This window comes from Streptomyces spongiae (assembly GCF_009377185.1).
Lineage (GTDB): Bacteria > Actinomycetota > Actinomycetes > Streptomycetales > Streptomycetaceae > Streptomyces > Streptomyces spongiae.
On record NZ_VJZC01000047.1, the window covers coordinates 15,947 to 33,568 of the forward strand.

Consider the following 17,622-nt stretch of genomic DNA (forward strand, 5'->3'; position numbering starts at 1 on the left):
TCGACGAGATTCTGATGACAAAACAAGCGGGGGGTGTCGTCCGGAATTCATTTTCGCGATCACTTGCCTGCGCGTCGTGCAAGAGCAGCTCGTTGTGTGCCCAACCGATTTCTCAGGTTCCGCATGCGTCGAGTTCTAGTCGTACCGTCATGTATCGCGAGAGGATGTGCCCTTGCGGGAACCGGAAAACTCTCAGCTGGAATTCAGCCTGCTGGGTCCGCTGGAGGTGCGCAGCGGCGGCACGCCACTCGATGCCGGACCACCCCAGCGAAGGGTGCTGCTCATCCGTCTGCTCGTGGAGGGCGGCCGGACAGTGAGCACTGATCGGCTGCGCAAGGACCTGTGGGGCTGGCACGACTCGCCTGGCACGGTGTCTTCGCTGCATGCCCATATCAGCAGACTCCGTGCCCTGCTGGAACCGTCACGTGCCCATCGGCGGCAGGGCAACGTGCTGGTGACCGAGCCGACGGGCTACGCCCTGCGGGTCCGCCCCCGAACGCTGGACACCGTGCGCTTCCAGGAGGGCGTGGACGAGGCCCAGCAGCTCATGGAGGCCGGCGACGTCGACGCGGCGTACGACCGGGCCGAGGAAGCACTCGGTCGCTGGCGTGGAACCCCGTACGCCGAAGCGGCGGACTACCCCTTCGCGGAGCGGGAGATCCTCCATCTGGAGGAGACCCGGCTGAGGGTCAGGCAGGTGCGGACGTCGGCGTTGCTGTCGTTGCACCGCTTCGACCGGGCCTTGTCCGGGGCGCGGGAGCTGACCACGGCGCATCCCATGGACGAGACGGCGTGGGTCCTGATGATGCGGGCCCTGTACCTGTCCGGCCGTCCGGCGGAGGCGCTGTACGGATACCAGACCATACGGGCCCGGCTCAACGAGGAGGGTCTGGAGCCCGGTCCCGCCCTGCGCGCGACCCAGCTCGCGATCCTCCGGCACGACATCGACCGGATCGCCCCCGCGCCCCGGCAGCGGGTTGTCCTGTCGGACCCTGGGCCCCGGGAGACGGCGTCCGGGCGCCGCCCGCGGCTGCCGGGCAGGTCGGCGGAGCTGTCCCAGCTCGCGCGGGTGCTGGACGTCGCACGGACCGGCCGGGCGGCATGGGCGCTGGTCTCCGGTGAGTTGGGGGTCGGGAAGACTGGTCTGGTCGAGGAACTGGCCGCCCACGCCGATGGTCTCGGGGTGCGCACGGTCTGGACTCGCGGCTCCGCGGAGCCCGACGCGGGCCAGGAGGCGGTTCCGTTCCGCACTGCCGCGGGGATGCTGCGACAACTGCTCCCGGAGCGGCCCCTGTCACCGGACTCCCTGCTGCCTTCGACGACGGGTGGCCCCGGAGGTCACGCGCTCGGCCGCTTCAGGGCGTTCGACCGTATCGCCCATGACCTCCTGCATGCGCTGGCCGGCCGTCCCACCCTGTGTGTGATCGACGACATGCAGCACGTGGACGCGGACTCCCGGGCGCTGCTGACATTCCTCGCGGTTCACCTTCGGACGGCTCCCCTCGCCCTCATCTGTGTCTCCCGAGACTTCGGTCAGGCCGATCTCGACGGGTTCTCCCTGACGGTGATGCGAGAGGGCGGCTGCCATCTTCGTCTCGTGCCGTTCACCGCCCAGGAGTCACGGGAGGTGGTGCGCCGATGGTGCGCGTCGTCCCCCACCTCGCGTGTCGAGGCGGCGGACGACATCGACCTGATGGCGCGTGCACTGCATCGGCGCAGTGCCGGCAATCCCCTGTGGCTGACCGAGTTGCTGCGCTCGGCCGAGAACGACGGCGACTGGGCCGGTGAACGGATCCCGCGCGTGGCTCATCGCATCCTCACGTCGATCGCACGAGGCCTCAGACAGCCCCTCCGGTCCTTTCTGGAGACGGCGGCGGTCATCGGGGAACCGGTGGACATCCCCCTGTCCGCCGGTGTCCTCGGGTGTTCGGCGGAGGCGGTGCTGGACCTGATCGAGGAGACCCTGACCGCCGGCCTGCTCGTCTGGAGGGACGGTCAGGGCCACGGCGAAGCGGGGTACCGCTTCACCTGGCCGTTGTTCAAGGAGGTGGTGCTCTCCGAGATGTCCCCGCTCCGGAAGCAGCGGTTGCGGACCGCTTCGGCCGCCCGGCGCCTCGCCGACCCGCCCGGCGGAAGGGTGAGAGCGCCGCAGCGCCGGGCACCCCGGTCCGTCCCCGAGGCCGCGGCGCGCCGTACGCCTGCCCCAGCACTCGCGGAGCAGCGATGAGCGTCCACGATCAGGTCGTCGACCTGGCGCGGGGGGCCGAGCCCGTCGCCGTCGAATGGTTCGGCACCTCGCTGCGGGTCCACGTCCCGGTGCCGGAGACACTCGAGTACGTCGCCGACCATCACCGAGTGGGTCCACCGACTGTCGGGGCGCCGCCGTACCGGTCAGCCGCCCTGTTCGCCGTCGCCGCCCCGGACATCCTGGACAAGCTCAGAGACCAGGCGGCACGTCGAACCGTCAGCCGACGCGAGTCCTTCAAGGGGGTGTGGTACGCCTACTGGGAGACGGCGGACGGTGCGACGATGGTGGTCGACGAGACGCACGGCTACCAGCACGCGCTGCTCACCCGTGACTTCACGTCATGGGCGGTCGTCGGTGAGCGTCCCGAAGACCTCGGGTTGGTCGTCGCACGGACGATCCGCGAACTCGTCCGTGAGGACCTGCTCGGCATGGGGGCCGTCACCTTCCACGCCTCCGCCGCTGAACTGCCGGACGGAACAGGCGTACTCCTCACCGGCGGCTCCGGGGCGGGCAAGACCACCTCCGCTGTCCGGATCGGCTGCTCCGGCGGCCGTGTCGTCGGCACGGACCGCTCCTTCCTGCTCCGGCACGACGGCGAGTGGCTCGTCGTCGGGCTGCCGGAGACCACGAGGCTCGGGCTCGGCGGTGCCAGGACACTCGGCCTGCTCGGTCTTGTCGAGGGACGCGTTCTGTCGAGGGAGCAGACCCTGCTCGCCCGCCCGGGTGCGCCCGGAAAGGAGGCCAAGCTGACGTTGAGCAACGGTGAGATGACCGAGTTGCTGAACTGCGGATACACCCCCGCGGCGACTGCCGACTCGATCGTCGTGCTCAGCGGATCGCCGCTGGCCTCGGCAGCGCGGATGGAGGACCTGGCACCCGCGGAGGCGCACCGGGCGCTGAGAGAGCATCTGCTGGCTCCCGACCCCGACTACCGCGTCCGCTGGCTTTCCCCCGACCCTGCCCAGGACGACGCCGGCTCCGCGGCGGCCGAGCTGTCCGCCCTGCTGACACGACAGCCGGCCAGACGACTCACCTGGAACCCTCAACTGCACTGTGACGAACGGGTCGTACCGCTTCTGACGGCGAGAACGGACACGACTCCGTCCAGCGCCGCCCACCGCCCCCACCACAACTCCGGCAAGGAGGCCATCCGATGACGACCGGGCCCGGCGCTGTCCCCGACGTACACGGACCGAATGACGCCGTATGGGACCTGCTGGTGTTGGTGGCGCTCCAACAGGGCCTCGACGAGGAGCCGGACGAACGCGTCGAGGCGCTGCGGCGGCCCGACTTCGACCACGGCAGACTCGTCGAACAGGCGATGCGTCACGGACTGCTGGCCGCTCTCGCCCACTTTCTTCACCAGCACGGCCTGCGCCGGACTCTGCCGGCGCGGCTGCGCAACCCGGTCCTGTCCCATCTGCTGCTCAACAGGCACCGGGCCCGGCTGCTGACCGCCGAGGCGCTACGGGTCTCGGCGGGCTTCGAGGCAGCCGGGATCCGTGCGGCCTGGACGAAGGGGGTCGTGGTGCAGTCCACCCTCTACGAGGGGACGGGCGTACGCATGTACAACGACATCGACATGATGATCGCACCGGCGGACCGGCCCGGTGCTCTGAAGGCACTGACCGAGCTGGGCTACGCGCCCTCGACCCGCTTCGATCCGGTCACCCAGGAGCTGGAGAAGATCTCGCGGGCGGCGGAGCGCATCTACCAGATGTCGCCGGACCACCTCCCGCACGCGCACCGGCTCACCGCGGACACCTGTGTCCCCGTCGTATGCGTCGATGTGGCCAACAGCTTCACATGGCACGGCTGTCCGTGGCAGGTTCCGGTCGACAAGGTGCTGGCACGGATCGAGCCGACCCCGGTGGAACCCGGCACGACGCTGCCCGCGCTCGCCCCCGCGGACATGTTCCTCTTCCTGTGCCTCCATCTCTTCCGTGAGGGGTGGGTGGAGCGGACGATTCGGACCAAGGACGTGTCCCTGGCGCAGTTCGCCGACATCGCGCGCCAGTGGAGGCGCGCCTCGACCGTGACCCGGCAACGCGTCGCGGAGGAAACACGGGAGTTCGGCCTGTCCGCTCCGATCGCCTGGGTGTGCGCCCACACGGATCAGCTCTTCGCCACCTCGATGGTCGACGAACTGGGCCTGCGGGCGACCGCGACCCGCGCATGGCTGGCGAGCGCGCAGGGGAGCTCGGGACTCGAGTTGTGTTGGCCCGGGGACATGGAGCGGCGCCTGCGCTCGGGGGAGGCCCCCGTGCTGTCCCCGCCGTGACGCAGGAGCGTTGGGCGGCCCTGGGGCGGTCGCGGCGTCACACCAGCGTGACCGCGCGGTCGAGCATCGACAGCGCGCCATTGGCGGTCAGCAGCCGGTCGTTCGCGTAGTTCAGGGCCGCTGACCGCAGGTCGCGGAAGACCCGTTCGAGAGGAATGGGTGAGTCGCCGGAGTACCCGGTGGACAGCCCGGCCAGCTGCACCATGCGGTCGGCGGCCTGGAAGGTCAGCTCGGACGCCGCGAGTTTCAGGGTGTTGAGGTGAATCTGCACGGAGGGGGCGTCCAGCCGCCGACCGCTCTCGCGCAGCGCGCTCACCTCCTCCCGCACCTTGGAGAGGTAGGCGCTGACCAGTTCGAGATCGAGTCGGATACGGGCCACACGCTCCTGGACCAGGGGTGAGGAGAGGTCCGTTCCGCCCTTGTGGGCGGAGGCTGCGAGCTTGCGCACAAGACGGCTGAAAGCGCCCTGCGCCGCGCCCAGCCAGCAGGCGCTCCACCCGAGATGCCCGGTCGGCACCATGCTGTCCGCGGCGACCTCACGGAAGCGCCCGGGTGCGCCGACGATGTGGTGAGCGGGCACCTGGCCGCTGAGACGCAACCCCACGCTGTGGGTCCCGCGCATGCCGAGAGTCCGCCACTCATGGGTCTGCTGGACCGACAGATCCTTCCGGTTCGCGTACACGAGCGTGACCTCGTGTTCCCGCGCCTCCTGATGCGCTCGCATGGTGATGAGGAATCCGTCCGCGTGGACGCCTCCGGTGACCACCGGTGCGTCCCGGTGGAGCGTCAGGAGCTCGCCGCGGTGCGCCAACGAGTCCTGGGCCGCCAGCAGATGGCCGCCCTTGTTCGTGTCGGTGGTGATCGACGCGAGGTACACCTCGCCCGCCGCGACACGGGGAAGCAGTTCCGCGCGCAGGCCGGCGTCGGCGTGCCGCACGAGCACGTCGGTCTGTTGGCAGTGCATCGCCCAGATCATGGCGGTGGACAGGCATCCGGTGGAGAGTGAACGGGCGACCTCCACCATGTCGTCGAGGCCGCGCCCCATTCCTCCGTACTCCGTCGGTACCAGCAGGCCCAGATATCCGCTCTCTCGCAGCGCACACAGGTTCTCCACCGGGAACTCGGCTTCGGCGTCCACCTTGGCCGCGTTCTCGGCCAGCAGGCTCACCAGGGCGTCGGCTTTCTCCATCGGGGCTCCTCCCCTGTTCAGCGCGTTCACCGGTGTGGGCACCGGAGCACACGGCCGTCGCGGTCGATACCTGCCGCCGCAATCGCCCGGTCGGCGACGAACCGGGCCAAGTACTCACCGAGGGGTCCGCTCAGCAACTCATCGCTGTGCCGTACGGCGACCTGGTCAGCGCCTTGGACCGCCACGCCGAGGGCGGCCGAACCCAACAGGCACGCGTCGTTGCGCGCGTCCCCAAAGGCCACGGTGGCCGAGAGTCCGTGGCTCTCGCCGTACCGTCGCCGCACATGCTCGTGCACAGCCGCCGCCTTGCATGTGTGTTCGGGCCTCACCACAAGCGCGCCGAACGCGGAAATACGGTCGAGGTCATGGGGCAGACCGGTCAGCTGCTCGGTCAGGTCCGCCTCGGCGCCGAACACGGTGACGGCGACGGCGTCCTCCCCGCGGTGGTCGGCCGCGAGGGCCCGGGTCACGATGTCCTCGCGCCGGACGCCGTACGCTCGCGCGTACGCCAAGGCGGCACGACGCGAGCCGGCGATCAGTCCGCTCGCCGTCTCGGTCACCGTGTCCGCGACGTCCGCGGACGCGAGGCGGGCCGCGAGCTCGGCGGGCAGCGCGCGGGACACCGTCACCGAACCGGCGCCGCGGTCCCACAGGACGTTTCCGTTGCTGAGCAGGAGCGGGTCGTCGAACGCCCGCAGTTCGGGCGCGGAAGGGTCCAGGGAGCGAAAGGACCCGACCGATCGACCGGTGACCAGCAGCAGGCGGAGGCCTTGGGCACGCAGCCGGTGCAGGCCCTCGGCGACACCGGGCAGGAAGCGCTGCGACGGACCGAGGACCGTGCCGTCCAGGTCGAACACCGCGTACCGGAGCCGTCGGCGTTCCGAGGGAGCGGACGGGGCTTCAGGTTCACTTTTCATCGCTTTCGGCAGCCCTCCTCCTGGCCGAGCCGCAATACGGGCGACAGCCCGTTGCGTGATACGGCGACAGCGCATTCCGCGAGCAATCAAATATGCCTGTTCTTGTCGGCCTCTTGCCGATCGATCGCGGCGAGCGGACGAGTCGGCGCAACGGAGATTTCTTGACTGCCGGTGCCCGTCGTGCTCCAATCCGTGTGCCCTGTCCGGCTGTAATGCACGAGCTGGGAGACAGCGTGAGCATGAAATCCACCAGAATCACGGTTCCGGAAAGCCATAGGGACCTGCTTGAACGACCGCTCTTCGCTCATCTGGCCACGATCCGCCCGGACGGCACGCCCCAGGTGAACGTGATGTGGTTCGACTGGGACGGAAGCCATCTTTATTTCACCAGCACGACCGCGCGCTACAAACACCGCAACATCGTCCGCAACCCTGCCGTCTCCGTCTCCTTTCACGACCCGGACAACCCGTACCGGCACCTGGAAGTCCGTGGAACCGTGGAGCGCATCGACCCGGACACCGAGGGCGGGGTCTGGCTCGGCCTCGCGGCTCGGTACGGCGATCTCGTCGACGGCCCGCCCGCCGACGTCCTCAACCGTGTCGTCTATGTCGTGCGTCCCACGGCTGTCACCTCGTTCGCCCGCAGACGCCCGGCCGCTGTGCGCTGAGCGGGACCGAGGGGGCAGCGCGGCCATGGCCCAACGCCCGCGGACCCTACTTCTGCGTCCCCACCTCAAGACGTTGCGCGAACTCGTGCCAGGTATCGGCGCACTGCCGGGCAAGTTGCGCGACATCGGACATGCGGTGCGCGGGAATGGAGTCGCTCAGCCGCTCCCAGGTCTCCGGGCCCAGCGACTGCATGCTCAGTCCACGGAGCAGAAGGCGGCCGGCCTCCGTCGACCGCAAGGACGGGTCCCGGCTGAGCAGCGACCAGGACACACAGAGTGACAGCCGAGCCGAGCCCGCCCCCGGTGAGGGCAGGCCGGCGACACTGTCCGTCTGTCGCACCCGAGGAGCCGGAGCGTCGGTCACGACAGCCGTGCCGGCCTCGTCGCCGGGTTTCGTGTCCTGCGTGCTCTGGATTGTCTTGCGCATCCTGCGCACCGTGTTCGGCGAGACTCCCGCCGCCTCGGCGAGTTTCCGCAGCGACGCGTCGGGGTCCGAGGCGATCGCCATGCGGATGCGCTCGCGGCTCATCGCGCTGTTCAGGGGGCGGACCCGGCCGTCCTTGCCGACCCGGCGCCCGTTGGAGGGAATGTCCCCGCCTCCCATGGAGCGGATCGTACCGACCGTCTTCGGGGACACCCCCACCATCTCGGCTATGGCACGGTCCGACCACTGCGGGTAGAGCGCGGAAACACGTGCGACCGCGGCCCGTCGGTCGGCGCGCGACAGGGGCAGGCCGTGCCGGGTGTTGACTTTGACACCCAGTACGTACGCTTCAGCATCGCTGCCGTCAAAAAAAATGGCGGGGACGGTGTCGCAGCCCTTTATCAGTGCCGCCTGCACACGATGCATTCCGTCGATGATTCGCATCGTAGGCCGGTGGACCATGATGGGCGGAAGCAATGAGTCGCTTTCCGCGAGGGCCAGCGCGTGCTCCTCGTCTATCCCGCAGAGACGTGGCGAGTCGGCTGCCTCCAGGAATCTGACCGGGAGTTCGACTACTGCGATCTCGTTGGGTTCAGGTAGCCAGTCGGCCGTCATGAGATCTTTCACCACCACTCCGGTTGGGGCCCGATACGCCGCTCAAAGTGTCAGGATTCGGAATGAAGCGCTCAGAAAAGCCGTCGGGATGTCAGGCAGCTCCTCGCGAACCGCAGGGGGAAATCGAGCGGCTCCTCGTCCCCCACAGCCACCCCGACCAGAAGAGCCTCGAGCGCCAGCAAAATACGCTGGACAGGGATCTCCGGGAAGTACGAGTCATGAACAGCGATCGAGAGCACCTCATTGCTGTCGCCGCGCAGGGCGAACGACAGAAAACGAGTCCCACCTTGATACACGTGATCACGCGGTTCGATTTTGGTCTCTTTTACGAGATCCCGAATCCGCCCTACTGCCCCACCGTACGACTCTCCTTGCGTGGAGTTCCTCATGTCGTTGAATGAGAAGTCGAAATCTCTTTTGTACTCGCTGCCTTCGTCGAGATCGGCGAGCATCCGTTGAAGAGCCTGTTCGTCGTAGCGACTGAATCTGTAACCCTTGGCGCTCGCCTTCCAGGCATCGTCGACGATGGCCTCAAAAGGCAGGTCGAGCGATTCGAGCACCCCAGGGGCAAATTGAACGAGCTCACCGACGTAGGAGCGCTCTTCCTGAGTCAAACGATTGGAAGCCGGCAACGTGAACGAGGACTTGTCCCGCCCGATGAGCGCGCCGGCCACCACTGAAACAGCAGCCAGGTAGACCACGGACGCACTCTTGGCGTACTTCTTCGAGATGACAGATACGGCACCCCTCAGTGCGCGAGAATCCATGACCGCCGACCGGCCCTCGTCCTGCGGAAGCCTTTCCAGAACCGACTTCCAGTATCCGAGGGAGCGCGCGCTCTTCTCCTGCCACTTCGGTGATTGCTCCAGCCGCGCCCGGTCGACCGGCTGCGTCGAAGGCGCCGACGGACCGTCACGCTCCCCGGAAAGGCGGTTGCCGAGCGCCACCCTCAGCGCTTGGCAACCATGACCGTCAACCCCGAGGTGGGAAACCAGACAAATAAGGCGCACGGGGACGTCGGCACAGGTCATGACGGTGAATAGAGCCCCGAACTCGGCTGTGACATCGAAGCGCTCACCCTTGAGGCGGTGTATCAGACTCCGAATATCGGCCTCTATCGTGGATTCCTCGGTCGGAATGACGAGGATCTCCGTCGATCCGGCCTCTTCGACCTTCTGGAAAGGATCACCATCGGCACCCACGGGAAACGTCGTTCGCAGCGACTCAAACTCCTCGAGCGCCCATCTGACGGTCTCACTGACGTCACTGAGGCTTTTCCCCGACGGGACAGAATGAACGCACACGAACGGCCGGTGCTTGAAGTGGGACCCCTGCCAGGTCCTTCGCTGCGCCCACGTAAGAGGTGCGATCGCGCCACGCTTGCCTTCGAAGTGAACCGCTATTTTTTCCATTTCTTCTCCTCATGAACCGGAGACGTCCCCCTGAAGCAACCTTTCGAATGCCGAGTCGATGGCATGTTGCATCTAATCCGAACAGAAAGCGGTTGTCAACGCCATATCCACGTCGAGATCTTTTAAATTTTTACTAAAGTCTGGCCCTCGCAGGTTTGCCGTACGCCGAGTGAACTCACGCGCTACAAACCCGACACCATGCACCTTTCCGCACCTTTTGGTCAGCCTCCCTTCTCTGATGTGGGGGCAATCTTGGAAAGGCCCTCGCCACTGTGTAAGATCCCCATTCCCGTGCGCCTACCGAATCCTTGGGTCCCGGTGGGCGCATCGTCGAGTGATGGACAATCCTTCGACGGTAGATGGGAGGAAATGCCGGTATGGCAGATACCTCAGCGGAGGTGTTCCTGACTGCCGGATTCGACCAGGCGCCGGTTCTCCTGAAAAACACGGCCGACCTCGAGTACCCGGCCCTGCTCCGGACGCCGGTCACGGAGCACGCCGTACCAGAACCGAGCGCCTGAGCCGCGTCGTCCACTCGAACGGCGATAACCGGCGTTCAGTTGCCCACGCCTCCCGGTCCTCTGTCGTGCCCACCTCATAAACCACCAGCTATCCGACAGACGGGAGTACCAGTGGAGAAGACTGTGCTTACGGGGCGTCAGGCTGGACGCGGCGGTGGACGACCGTCCCGCCGAGCGCCGCGTCGCCAGGCGGAGCGCGAGTCGACGTCCGCTGAACCATCGGCCGGTCCTGGATGGGGCCGACGCCTGTGGGGACACATGCTCCGGCGCCGCAAGGCGCTGGCGCTCACCCTGCTGGGCGCGGTACTCGGCAGCGCCTCCATGATCGCCATGCCCATGGTCGTGCGGCAGATCATCGATGGCGTCATCCTCACCGGTGGGTCGGCACTGTGGCTGTGGCTGACCCTGCTCCTGGTGCTCGGCGCCGCCACGGCCTGCTTCGAGTTCCTCCGCCGCCTGTCGGGGGCTCGCCTCGCTCTCGAAGTCGAGTTCGATCTGCGCAGCGCCATGCACGGCCGTCTTCAGTCCATGGACGCCGAGAACCTCGACCGCATGCCGACGGGGCAACTCGTCGGCAGAGCCAATTCGGACACATCCCTGGTCCAGGGACTGCTCAACTACTTCCCGTTCCTGGGCAGCGACGCGCTGCGGGTGGCCCTGGCGATCGGGGTGATGCTCGTCCTGAGCCCGTCTCTGGCCGTTGTCAGTATCGTCATCGTGCCCATGGTGCTCACTGTCTCCTACAGAATGCGCCGGAAGGTGTTCCCCGCGACATGGGACGCCCAGCAGCGGGTGGGAGACGTCGTCCAGACCGTCGACGAGGTCCTCAACGGGGTCAGGGTCGTCAAGGCCTTCGGCCAGGAGCAGCGGGAAGTCGAGCGAGTGGCCGAGGAATCGCAGGCCGTCTTCGGTTCCCAGATGCGCCTGGTGCGACTGCAGGCCCGCTACCAGCCGGTCCTGCAGGCCATTCCCGTCTTCGGGCAGGTGGCCATCCTGGCCTACGGCGGCTGGCTGGCGCTGCGCCACGAGATCACTCTGGGCACATTCCTGGCCTTCTCCAGCTACGTCGCCCAACTCGTGCCCCCCGCTGGCCGGTTGGCCCGCCTCCCCGTCATCGCGCAGCAGGCCAGGGCCGGTCTGGAGCGCATCTTCCAGCTCATCGACCTGCGCCCCGCCATCGCCGACGCACCCGACGCGACAGAACTGCCCGCTCTCCGCGGCGACATCACCTTCTCCGGGGTGCACTTCTCCTACCGGGAGGGAGCCGAGGTCCTGCGCGGCCTCGACCTGCACATACCGGCCGGGTCCCGCGTCGCCCTCGTCGGCCCGAGCGGGAGCGGCAAGTCGACCGCGGTGGCGCTGGTGTCGCGCATCCACGACCCGCAGCAGGGCGCCGTGCTCGTCGACGGCCACGACCTGCGGAACGTCACTCTGCGCTCCCTGCGCAGTCAGGTCGGCGTGGCGTTCGAGGAGAGCTTCCTGTTCTCCGCGTCGGTTCGGGACAACATCGCCTACGGATGCCCGGGCGCCGGTGACGCCGACATCGAACAGGCGGCACGCGCCGCGGGTGCGCACGACTTCATCATGGACCTGCCCCATGGCTACGACACCGTGGTGGGCGAGCGGGGCCAGCGCCTGTCGGGCGGGCAGCGGCAGCGGGTGGCCCTGGCCCGGGCACTGCTGTACGACCCCCGGATCCTGATCCTCGACGACGCGACCAGCGCTGTGGACGCCGCCACCGAGGAGGTCATCCACGACGCCCTGCGCGAGGTGACGGCCGGGCGGACCACCGTCCTGGTCGCGCACCGCCGCTCGACCCTGCGTCTGGCGGACCGGATCGTGGTCATGGACCAGGGCCGGGTCGTCGACGTCGGCACCCACGACGAGCTGGTGGAGCGCGACGCGCTGTACCGGACGCTGCTCGGGGAGCTCGAAGGGGACGCCGCCGACGGCGGGACCGAACCGGCCTCGCCTTCCGGCACGGGCGTGACCGAGGCACCGGCCTCGCCTTCCGGCACAGGCGCGACCACCACGGAGCGGGACGAGAAGCATCGGCGCGGCCGGGGCGACCACGGCCCTGGCCGCCGCAGCACGGTGGAGGTACCTCCCGAACTGCTGGACCGCGTGGCCGCGCTCGGCCCCGTGCGCGACATCGCGGCGGTAGACCTCGAGACGGAGTCACGCCGGGACCCTTCGTTCAGCCTGGGCGGGCTCCTGTCGGAGTTCCGGCATCTGCTCCTGCTCGGCCTGCTCCTGGTCGTCCTCGACGCCCTGGCTTCAGTGATCGGCCCTTACCTGGTCAAGAACGGCATCAACAGCGGCGTGACGGCCGGATCCGAGGTCGCCCTGTTCACCGCGTCGGGCGTGTACCTGGTGGTGGCCCTGGCCGGCCTGATCGCTGAGATCGCCGGCACGTTCGTGACCGGTAAGACCGCCCAGCGCGTCATGCTGTCCCTGCGGATCCGGATCTGGGCCCAGTTGCAGCGGCTGTCCCTCGGCTTCTACGAGGGGGAGATGGCCGGGCGGATCATGACCCGGATGACCACCGACGTCAATCAGTTCGAGTCGCTGATCGAGAACGGCGTACTGTCCGCGATCGTCTCGCTCGTCACGTTCGTCGGCGTGGGGACGACGCTGCTCTTCCTCAACCCCGAACTGGAAGCCGTCATGCTCCCGGTCCTCGTCCCGCTGGCCCTCGCGACGGTGCTGTACCGGCGGCGGGGCCGCATGCGCTACGACCGGGCCAGGGAGCGGATCGCCGCCGTCAACGCGGACTTCCAGGAGAGCCTGTCCGGGGTACGCGAATCCCAGGCCTTCGTCCACGAGGAGATCGCCAAGGCCCGGTACCGGCGGCTCGGCCACGACTACGTCGCCGCCCGTCTCTCGGCCCAACGGCTGATGCTCGTCTATTTCTTGTTCGTGGAGTTCCTCTCGGACGCCACGAGGGTCATCGTCCTGGGCGTGGGGGCCGGAATGGTCATGTCCGGGCAGCTGACCGCGGGCGCCCTGATCGCCTTCATCCTCTACATCGACCTGTTCTTCTCTCCCGTCCAACAGCTGTCCCAGGTCTTCGACTCGTGGCAGCAGACCCGGATCTCGGTGAATCGCATCGCCGAGCTCATGAAGGTCGACAGCCTCACCCCCAGCCCGGAGAACCCCGTGGAAACGGGTCCGCTGACCGGTGAGGTGGTCTTCGACGACGTGCACTTCTCCTACCCGACCACGGCGCCCGTCTCACCGGCCGGGCCACCCGAGGCGCTGCGTGGCATCAGCCTGCGTATCGCGGCCGGCGAGACGGTCGCCCTGGTCGGCGAGACCGGCGCGGGCAAGTCGACCCTCATGAAGCTGCTGGCACGGTTCTACGATCCGAGCGAGGGCGCCGTACGCGTCGACGGCCACGATCTGCGCGCGCTCGACCTGTCCTCGTACCGGCGGCGGCTCGGTTATGTGCCACAAGAGGCGTTCCTGTTCACCGGATCGGTCCGCGACAACATCGCCTACGGTCGGCCCGGGGCCGGCGACGCCGAGGTCGAGGCGGCGACGCGGGCGGTCGGCGCCCACGACTTCGTCACCGGGCTGCCCGGCGGCTACCGGTGCGAGCTGGCGGAACGCGGCCGGTCCCTGTCGGCCGGGCAGCGCCAGCTCATCGCCCTGGCCAGGGCCGAGCTGGTCGACCCCGTCCTGCTCCTGCTGGACGAGGCCACGGCCAACCTCGACCTCGGCACCGAAGCCCGGGTCACCGCCGCGATGCGGCGCGTCTCGCGCGGCCGGACCACGATCGTGATCGCGCACCGCCTGCAGACGGCGCGGACCGCGGACCGCATCGTCGTCCTCGACGGCGGCCGGATCATCGAGACCGGGCCGCACGAGGAGTTGCTCGCCAGGGGCGGGAAGTACGCCTCGATGTGGCAGGCCTTCGAAACAGCCGGCCATGCCGGAGGGAACACCGCGCTCGAAATGCGCGCTTTGCGTTCACCGAGTGGATAAGACCGTGTCCTACGTGGTGAGGCGGACGAGTCGCTTGTAGCAGCACAGGGCGGCGGCGAGGCCGAGAAAGGCCAGGTGGTTGCGGGGATTTCGTTCGTAGCGGGGGCTGAGTCCGCGGTAGCCGGGCAGCCAGGACGTTGGGTCGGCCGCGCGGCGAGGTGTCTGCCGTGGCAGCTCCTTTTCCTCGCGGCCTCCCGCCGAACCGGGCTTGACGCTTTCACTGTCACCCGGCTCTTCAGTGATCACGGCGTGAATGATCTGGCCGCCTGTGCCTCGTGGATGCGGTCGTGGCAGGTGTCGCAGGCCACGACCGTTTCGCGGCGCCGGTCGAGCATGACGCGCGCCCAGTCGGACGGCGGCCATCCAGAATGAGCGAAGTCGGCAAGGGCGCCCGAGTGCGACCGCAGCTGCTCCGTCTGAGGCGGATGGGTTCTGGGCCGTGACGCTCATTTGGCAAAGGATCCTGACCTGCTGTTTTGCGTGTGCGCGTTATGTGTGGCGTTGGCGTTACGGGGCGACGGTGCGCGCCGGATTCTCAGAGCTGACGTGGGCGGTCGGGAAGCCCCGCACTCCGGCTCTGGACCAGATCAGAAACCGGCGGTGGACGGTGGACCTGACTGCCGATCACACGCTGCCGATCTCCGCTCCGACCAGCGCGAGAACCCCGTCGAGAGGGCACGCCGGTACCGCTGACCAGCGGGAGTCAGGATGACGGGGCGTCATTGCTCGGCGTGTCTCCGAGCGGTTAGGGTCCCAACACGAGTGATCACACAGTCGTCGAAGCGTGCTGCCCCACAGTGGGCCCGCGTCGACACGGGGGGAAGTTGTGAGTACAGAGCCCGATTCCGTGGCGCCCATATCCGCGCCGAACACCGGCCCGGATCCCCGGACCAGCTACGGCCTGGACATGCCCGCCCCGGACCGCCCCACCGACGTCCGCGACAGGAATCCCGCACCCGGGACCAACCCTGACCCCGGCTTCAACCACAGCGGCATCCAAACCATGTCGGTCGGCACCGGCCCTGGAGGCGCCACCGGCCCGAGCGGCGCCCCCGCTCCCCGGGCAGGCGGCGCCGACGACAACGGCTACGGCGTGAGCAACGCCGAACTCGGCAAGATGGCCGACGAGTTGGACCTGGCCGCACAGATCCTTGAGAAGGCGGACAAGGGCCTCGCGGAATCCGACACCACAGCGCGTGTCCACACCATGCTCACCAGCGGACGCATGCTCGCATCGACCACGGGCGACTGGGACGACGAAATCACCCGCCTCGCCAAGCAGTGCCGCTCACTGGCCGACAAGATGCGCCAGACGCACACGAATTACACGGCTCAAGAACACCGTACGGCGCAGGATTTCCAGGCGATCCTCGCTTCGCTCGAGGGGGATGCGTAGTGGCAACGCTCACTGACCGGCCGGAGGGCAAGGACCACGAACATCCCGACGCGGTCGAGCGGCAGGACATCACGGTCGGGGAACTGGAAGACGTACGTCCGGACTCCTGGTCGCGGGCGGCCGACGAGTGGGTCGACCTGGCCGCGGCGGCCACCGAGGCCCGGGACCACGTCCAGAACGTCCTGCTCAAGCTGCCCTTCGTCTGGGCGGGCCCGGCCGCCATGATGGCCCGCGTCCAACTGACCGCACTGCATAACGAATTGAGCATCGCGCACCTCGAGTCAAAGGCTGCCGCAGTCACGCTCGAAGCGGCGAAGACCGGGTTCAAGCTCGCCCGCACCTGGCTGGACGAGGCCCAGGAGATGGCCAAGTCGAAGGACCTGACGCTGCACGACAGCGGAGGCGTCACCATCCCCGAGCGGGACTACCCGCCCAACGACCCGGACAGCGCGCCGGCGGCCCAGCAGGATCAGGAGAACGCGGACAGCCTCCTCACCCGCGTGACCGCCGCCCTCAGCTATGCCGCCGATGTCAACGAGCACACCGGCTACGAACTCGAACGCATCAAGAAGGCGGTGGAGTACACCGTCCTGGACGAGCAGACCAAGGCCGCCGTCAAGGCCGACACCAAGGGCGCCAAGGATCTGAACCGCGTCTTCTCCGGAGCGGGCGGAGTGCTGCTCCCGCCGCCCGCACCCGACCAGGGTTCCGGCGATTACAACACCCGCGAGCCCACCGACGAGGACCGTGCCATCAAGAACAAGATGGGCTTCTTCGCCATGGGTTCCCCCGCGGTGCTCGGCGGCCCCCAGTCGGCCAAGCACATGCTGCACTACCTCTCCAACACCGGAGAACCGCTGGACATCGACGTGGACGCGTTGATGGGCGACCTCCCGGACATGAATCGCAACGTGGAAGCCCAGATGGCGGAGAACGCCCCCAACTGGGAGGCGCAGGCCCTCGCCGAATACGAGCGCACCGGGAAGCCCGTGAAGTACGTCCAGCAGACTGGCTGGCAGGGCTGGACCGCGGAGAAGGACCCCGACTGGTATCACGCCGTCGGCTCCTTCCACTACAACACGGTCGCCCAGGTCGAGGTCGTCCCGGGCCCGGACGGCGAGCCCAAGACAACGATCCGCTACCAGACCCACGTGTACGACCGCTACAACTGGGACGCGAACAAGGCGACTCCGGTACCCGCGATGGGCAACGTGTCGGACGCCCAAATGGCCAGGCTCCACCAGTCGGGTCAGGCCAAGGAGTACGACATGGGCGGGCAGAGCGAAGTACGCACATGGAAGGGGTGAGTACGCGTACAGGCCCCACGAGACCGCGCCGGCGCAGATGGCTGGTGTGGTTCCTGGCCCTGTGCGTGGTGTGGACGCTCGGCGCGATCGCCTGGGCGGCCGTCGCGCTGCTCACGCCGGCCGGTGACGGTCCCGAGGAGGCAGTGGAGCGCAAGGCGGGGATGCACCACGATCAGCATCCATCCGCGGGGCGCTACTACATACCGACGTACGCCAAGATGGAGAAGAACGGCTCCGCGGTGCTCCGGTACGAGGTGGGCGACGGCCAGGACTCGAGCGTCAAGGACTTCCTTCGTACGTACGACATCACCGCCGAGCCGAAGCGCACCAGCCCGTCCAAGGTGACGTACTCCGACCGCTTCGGCGATGTACGGCGAACGTTCACGATCACCTACAACCCGTCGCCCAAGACTGGTGGGTACGACTACGCGCGGATCACCGTCAGAGCCAGGGGCACCGACGCAAAGTGAAGTGCCGGAAACCGGCCGGCAGACCTCTCGGTGGGCCGTTCGGGCGGCGAGCTCACTCCCTGCCGCGGGGAGCGGAGCCGTTCAGTGGCCCAGCCCAGCCCCTCCGTCCACCGGTATCACCGCGCCGCGGACGAAACCGGCATGGGTCAGGAACTCCACCGCGTGGGCGACCTCGTCGGGGTGGGCC

Annotated in this window: 13 protein-coding genes and 2 pseudogenes; 9 read left to right on the top strand and 6 right to left on the bottom strand. The window is 68.1% G+C overall.

Going from position 1 to position 17,622, the window contains the following annotated elements:
* The first annotated feature begins 172 nt into the window (after positions 1 to 172).
* From FNH08_RS10205 to FNH08_RS10215, 3 genes are read left to right on the top strand one after another with little or no spacing between them, the layout of a single operon-like run.
* Positions 173 to 2,227 (top strand): BTAD domain-containing putative transcriptional regulator, encoded by a 2,055-nt coding sequence (locus tag FNH08_RS10205; protein WP_152771119.1) that lies wholly within the window; start codon positions 173 to 175, stop codon positions 2,225 to 2,227.
* Positions 2,224 to 3,405 (top strand): hypothetical protein, encoded by a 1,182-nt coding sequence (locus FNH08_RS10210; RefSeq protein WP_152771120.1) that lies wholly within the window; start codon positions 2,224 to 2,226, stop codon positions 3,403 to 3,405. The genes FNH08_RS10205 and FNH08_RS10210 overlap by 4 nt, the downstream gene beginning before the upstream one ends.
* A complete protein-coding gene (locus FNH08_RS10215; protein WP_152771121.1) occupies positions 3,402 to 4,529 on the top strand; it encodes a nucleotidyltransferase family protein in 1,128 nt (375 codons plus the stop codon). Before FNH08_RS10210 ends, FNH08_RS10215 begins: the two co-directional genes overlap by 4 nt.
* A 37-nt stretch (positions 4,530 to 4,566) precedes the next feature.
* Here FNH08_RS10215 and FNH08_RS10220 read toward each other — a convergent pair whose 3' ends face one another.
* Both FNH08_RS10220 and FNH08_RS10225 read right to left on the bottom strand, forming a co-directional pair.
* A complete protein-coding gene (locus tag FNH08_RS10220; protein WP_152771122.1) occupies positions 4,567 to 5,718 on the bottom strand; it encodes an acyl-CoA dehydrogenase family protein in 1,152 nt (383 codons plus the stop codon).
* 26 nt (positions 5,719 to 5,744) lie between these two features.
* Entirely contained in the window at positions 5,745 to 6,635 is an 891-nt protein-coding gene (locus tag FNH08_RS10225) for an HAD family hydrolase (RefSeq protein WP_194238443.1), read from the bottom strand.
* A 239-nt stretch (positions 6,636 to 6,874) separates the two neighbouring features.
* On the opposite strand from FNH08_RS10225, the gene FNH08_RS10230 reads away from it, so the two are divergent.
* Positions 6,875 to 7,303 (top strand): PPOX class F420-dependent oxidoreductase, encoded by a 429-nt coding sequence (locus FNH08_RS10230; RefSeq protein WP_152771124.1) that lies wholly within the window; start codon positions 6,875 to 6,877, stop codon positions 7,301 to 7,303.
* A 46-nt stretch (positions 7,304 to 7,349) separates the two neighbouring features.
* On the opposite strand, the gene FNH08_RS10235 is transcribed toward FNH08_RS10230, so the two are convergent.
* Together FNH08_RS10235 and FNH08_RS10240 are read right to left on the bottom strand one after the other, a co-directional pair.
* Positions 7,350 to 8,342, bottom strand: a complete 993-nt coding sequence (locus tag FNH08_RS10235) for a ParB/RepB/Spo0J family partition protein (protein ID WP_194238444.1) — start codon at positions 8,340 to 8,342, stop codon at positions 7,350 to 7,352.
* A gap of 71 nt (positions 8,343 to 8,413) precedes the next feature.
* A complete protein-coding gene (locus FNH08_RS10240) occupies positions 8,414 to 9,754 on the bottom strand; it encodes a condensation domain-containing protein (protein ID WP_152771126.1) in 1,341 nt (446 codons plus the stop codon).
* A 377-nt stretch (positions 9,755 to 10,131) separates the two neighbouring features.
* Between FNH08_RS10240 and FNH08_RS50690 the strand changes: the two genes are divergently transcribed.
* A complete protein-coding gene (locus FNH08_RS50690) occupies positions 10,132 to 10,275 on the top strand; it encodes a hypothetical protein (protein ID WP_194238445.1) in 144 nt (47 codons plus the stop codon).
* 258 nt (positions 10,276 to 10,533) lie between these two features.
* A complete protein-coding gene (locus tag FNH08_RS10245) occupies positions 10,534 to 14,262 on the top strand; it encodes an ABC transporter ATP-binding protein (protein WP_152771127.1) in 3,729 nt (1,242 codons plus the stop codon).
* Between the two features lie 9 nt (positions 14,263 to 14,271).
* Here the strand turns inward: FNH08_RS10245 and FNH08_RS51775 are convergent.
* Positions 14,272 to 14,400 (bottom strand): annotated as a pseudogene (locus tag FNH08_RS51775) (IS5/IS1182 family transposase); the annotation flags it as partial.
* A gap of 709 nt (positions 14,401 to 15,109) precedes the next feature.
* On the opposite strand from FNH08_RS51775, the gene FNH08_RS10255 reads away from it, so the two are divergent.
* Genes FNH08_RS10255 through FNH08_RS10265 form a run of 3 tightly spaced genes read left to right on the top strand, consistent with a single transcriptional unit; the run spans position 15,110 to position 17,435 of the window.
* Positions 15,110 to 15,658 carry a hypothetical protein gene (locus tag FNH08_RS10255; RefSeq protein WP_152771129.1) on the top strand — a complete coding sequence of 183 codons (549 nt, stop codon included), beginning with the start codon at positions 15,110 to 15,112 and terminating at the stop codon, positions 15,656 to 15,658.
* Positions 15,658 to 16,965: a hypothetical protein gene (locus FNH08_RS10260; protein WP_152771130.1), complete on the top strand. Its 1,308-nt coding sequence runs from the start codon at positions 15,658 to 15,660 to the stop codon at positions 16,963 to 16,965. Before FNH08_RS10255 ends, FNH08_RS10260 begins: the two co-directional genes overlap by 1 nt.
* Positions 16,962 to 17,435 (top strand): hypothetical protein, encoded by a 474-nt coding sequence (locus FNH08_RS10265; RefSeq protein ID WP_152771131.1) that lies wholly within the window; start codon positions 16,962 to 16,964, stop codon positions 17,433 to 17,435. Before FNH08_RS10260 ends, FNH08_RS10265 begins: the two co-directional genes overlap by 4 nt.
* A gap of 81 nt (positions 17,436 to 17,516) precedes the next feature.
* Here the strand turns inward: FNH08_RS10265 and FNH08_RS51780 are convergent.
* A pseudogene (locus FNH08_RS51780) lies at positions 17,517 to 17,622 on the bottom strand (beta-ketoacyl-ACP reductase); the annotation flags it as partial.

What these genes read in the sequence shown, in the direction of transcription:
- FNH08_RS10210 (WP_152771120.1), top strand. Translation starts at nt 2,224, where the DNA reads ATGAGCGTCCACGATCAGGTCGTCGACCTGGCGCGGGGGGCCGAGCCC.
- FNH08_RS10215 (WP_152771121.1), top strand. Translation starts at nt 3,402, where the DNA reads ATGACGACCGGGCCCGGCGCTGTCCCCGACGTACACGGACCGAATGAC.
- FNH08_RS10220 (WP_152771122.1), bottom strand. Translation starts at nt 5,718, where the DNA reads ATGGAGAAAGCCGACGCCCTGGTGAGCCTGCTGGCCGAGAACGCGGCC.
- FNH08_RS10225 (WP_194238443.1), bottom strand. Translation starts at nt 6,635, where the DNA reads ATGAAAAGTGAACCTGAAGCCCCGTCCGCTCCCTCGGAACGCCGACGG.
- FNH08_RS10230 (WP_152771124.1), top strand. Translation starts at nt 6,875, where the DNA reads ATGAAATCCACCAGAATCACGGTTCCGGAAAGCCATAGGGACCTGCTT.
- FNH08_RS10235 (WP_194238444.1), bottom strand. Translation starts at nt 8,342, where the DNA reads ATGACGGCCGACTGGCTACCTGAACCCAACGAGATCGCAGTAGTCGAA.
- FNH08_RS10240 (WP_152771126.1), bottom strand. Translation starts at nt 9,754, where the DNA reads ATGGAAAAAATAGCGGTTCACTTCGAAGGCAAGCGTGGCGCGATCGCA.
- FNH08_RS50690 (WP_194238445.1), top strand. Translation starts at nt 10,132, where the DNA reads ATGGCAGATACCTCAGCGGAGGTGTTCCTGACTGCCGGATTCGACCAG.
- FNH08_RS10245 (WP_152771127.1), top strand. Translation starts at nt 10,534, where the DNA reads ATGCTCCGGCGCCGCAAGGCGCTGGCGCTCACCCTGCTGGGCGCGGTA.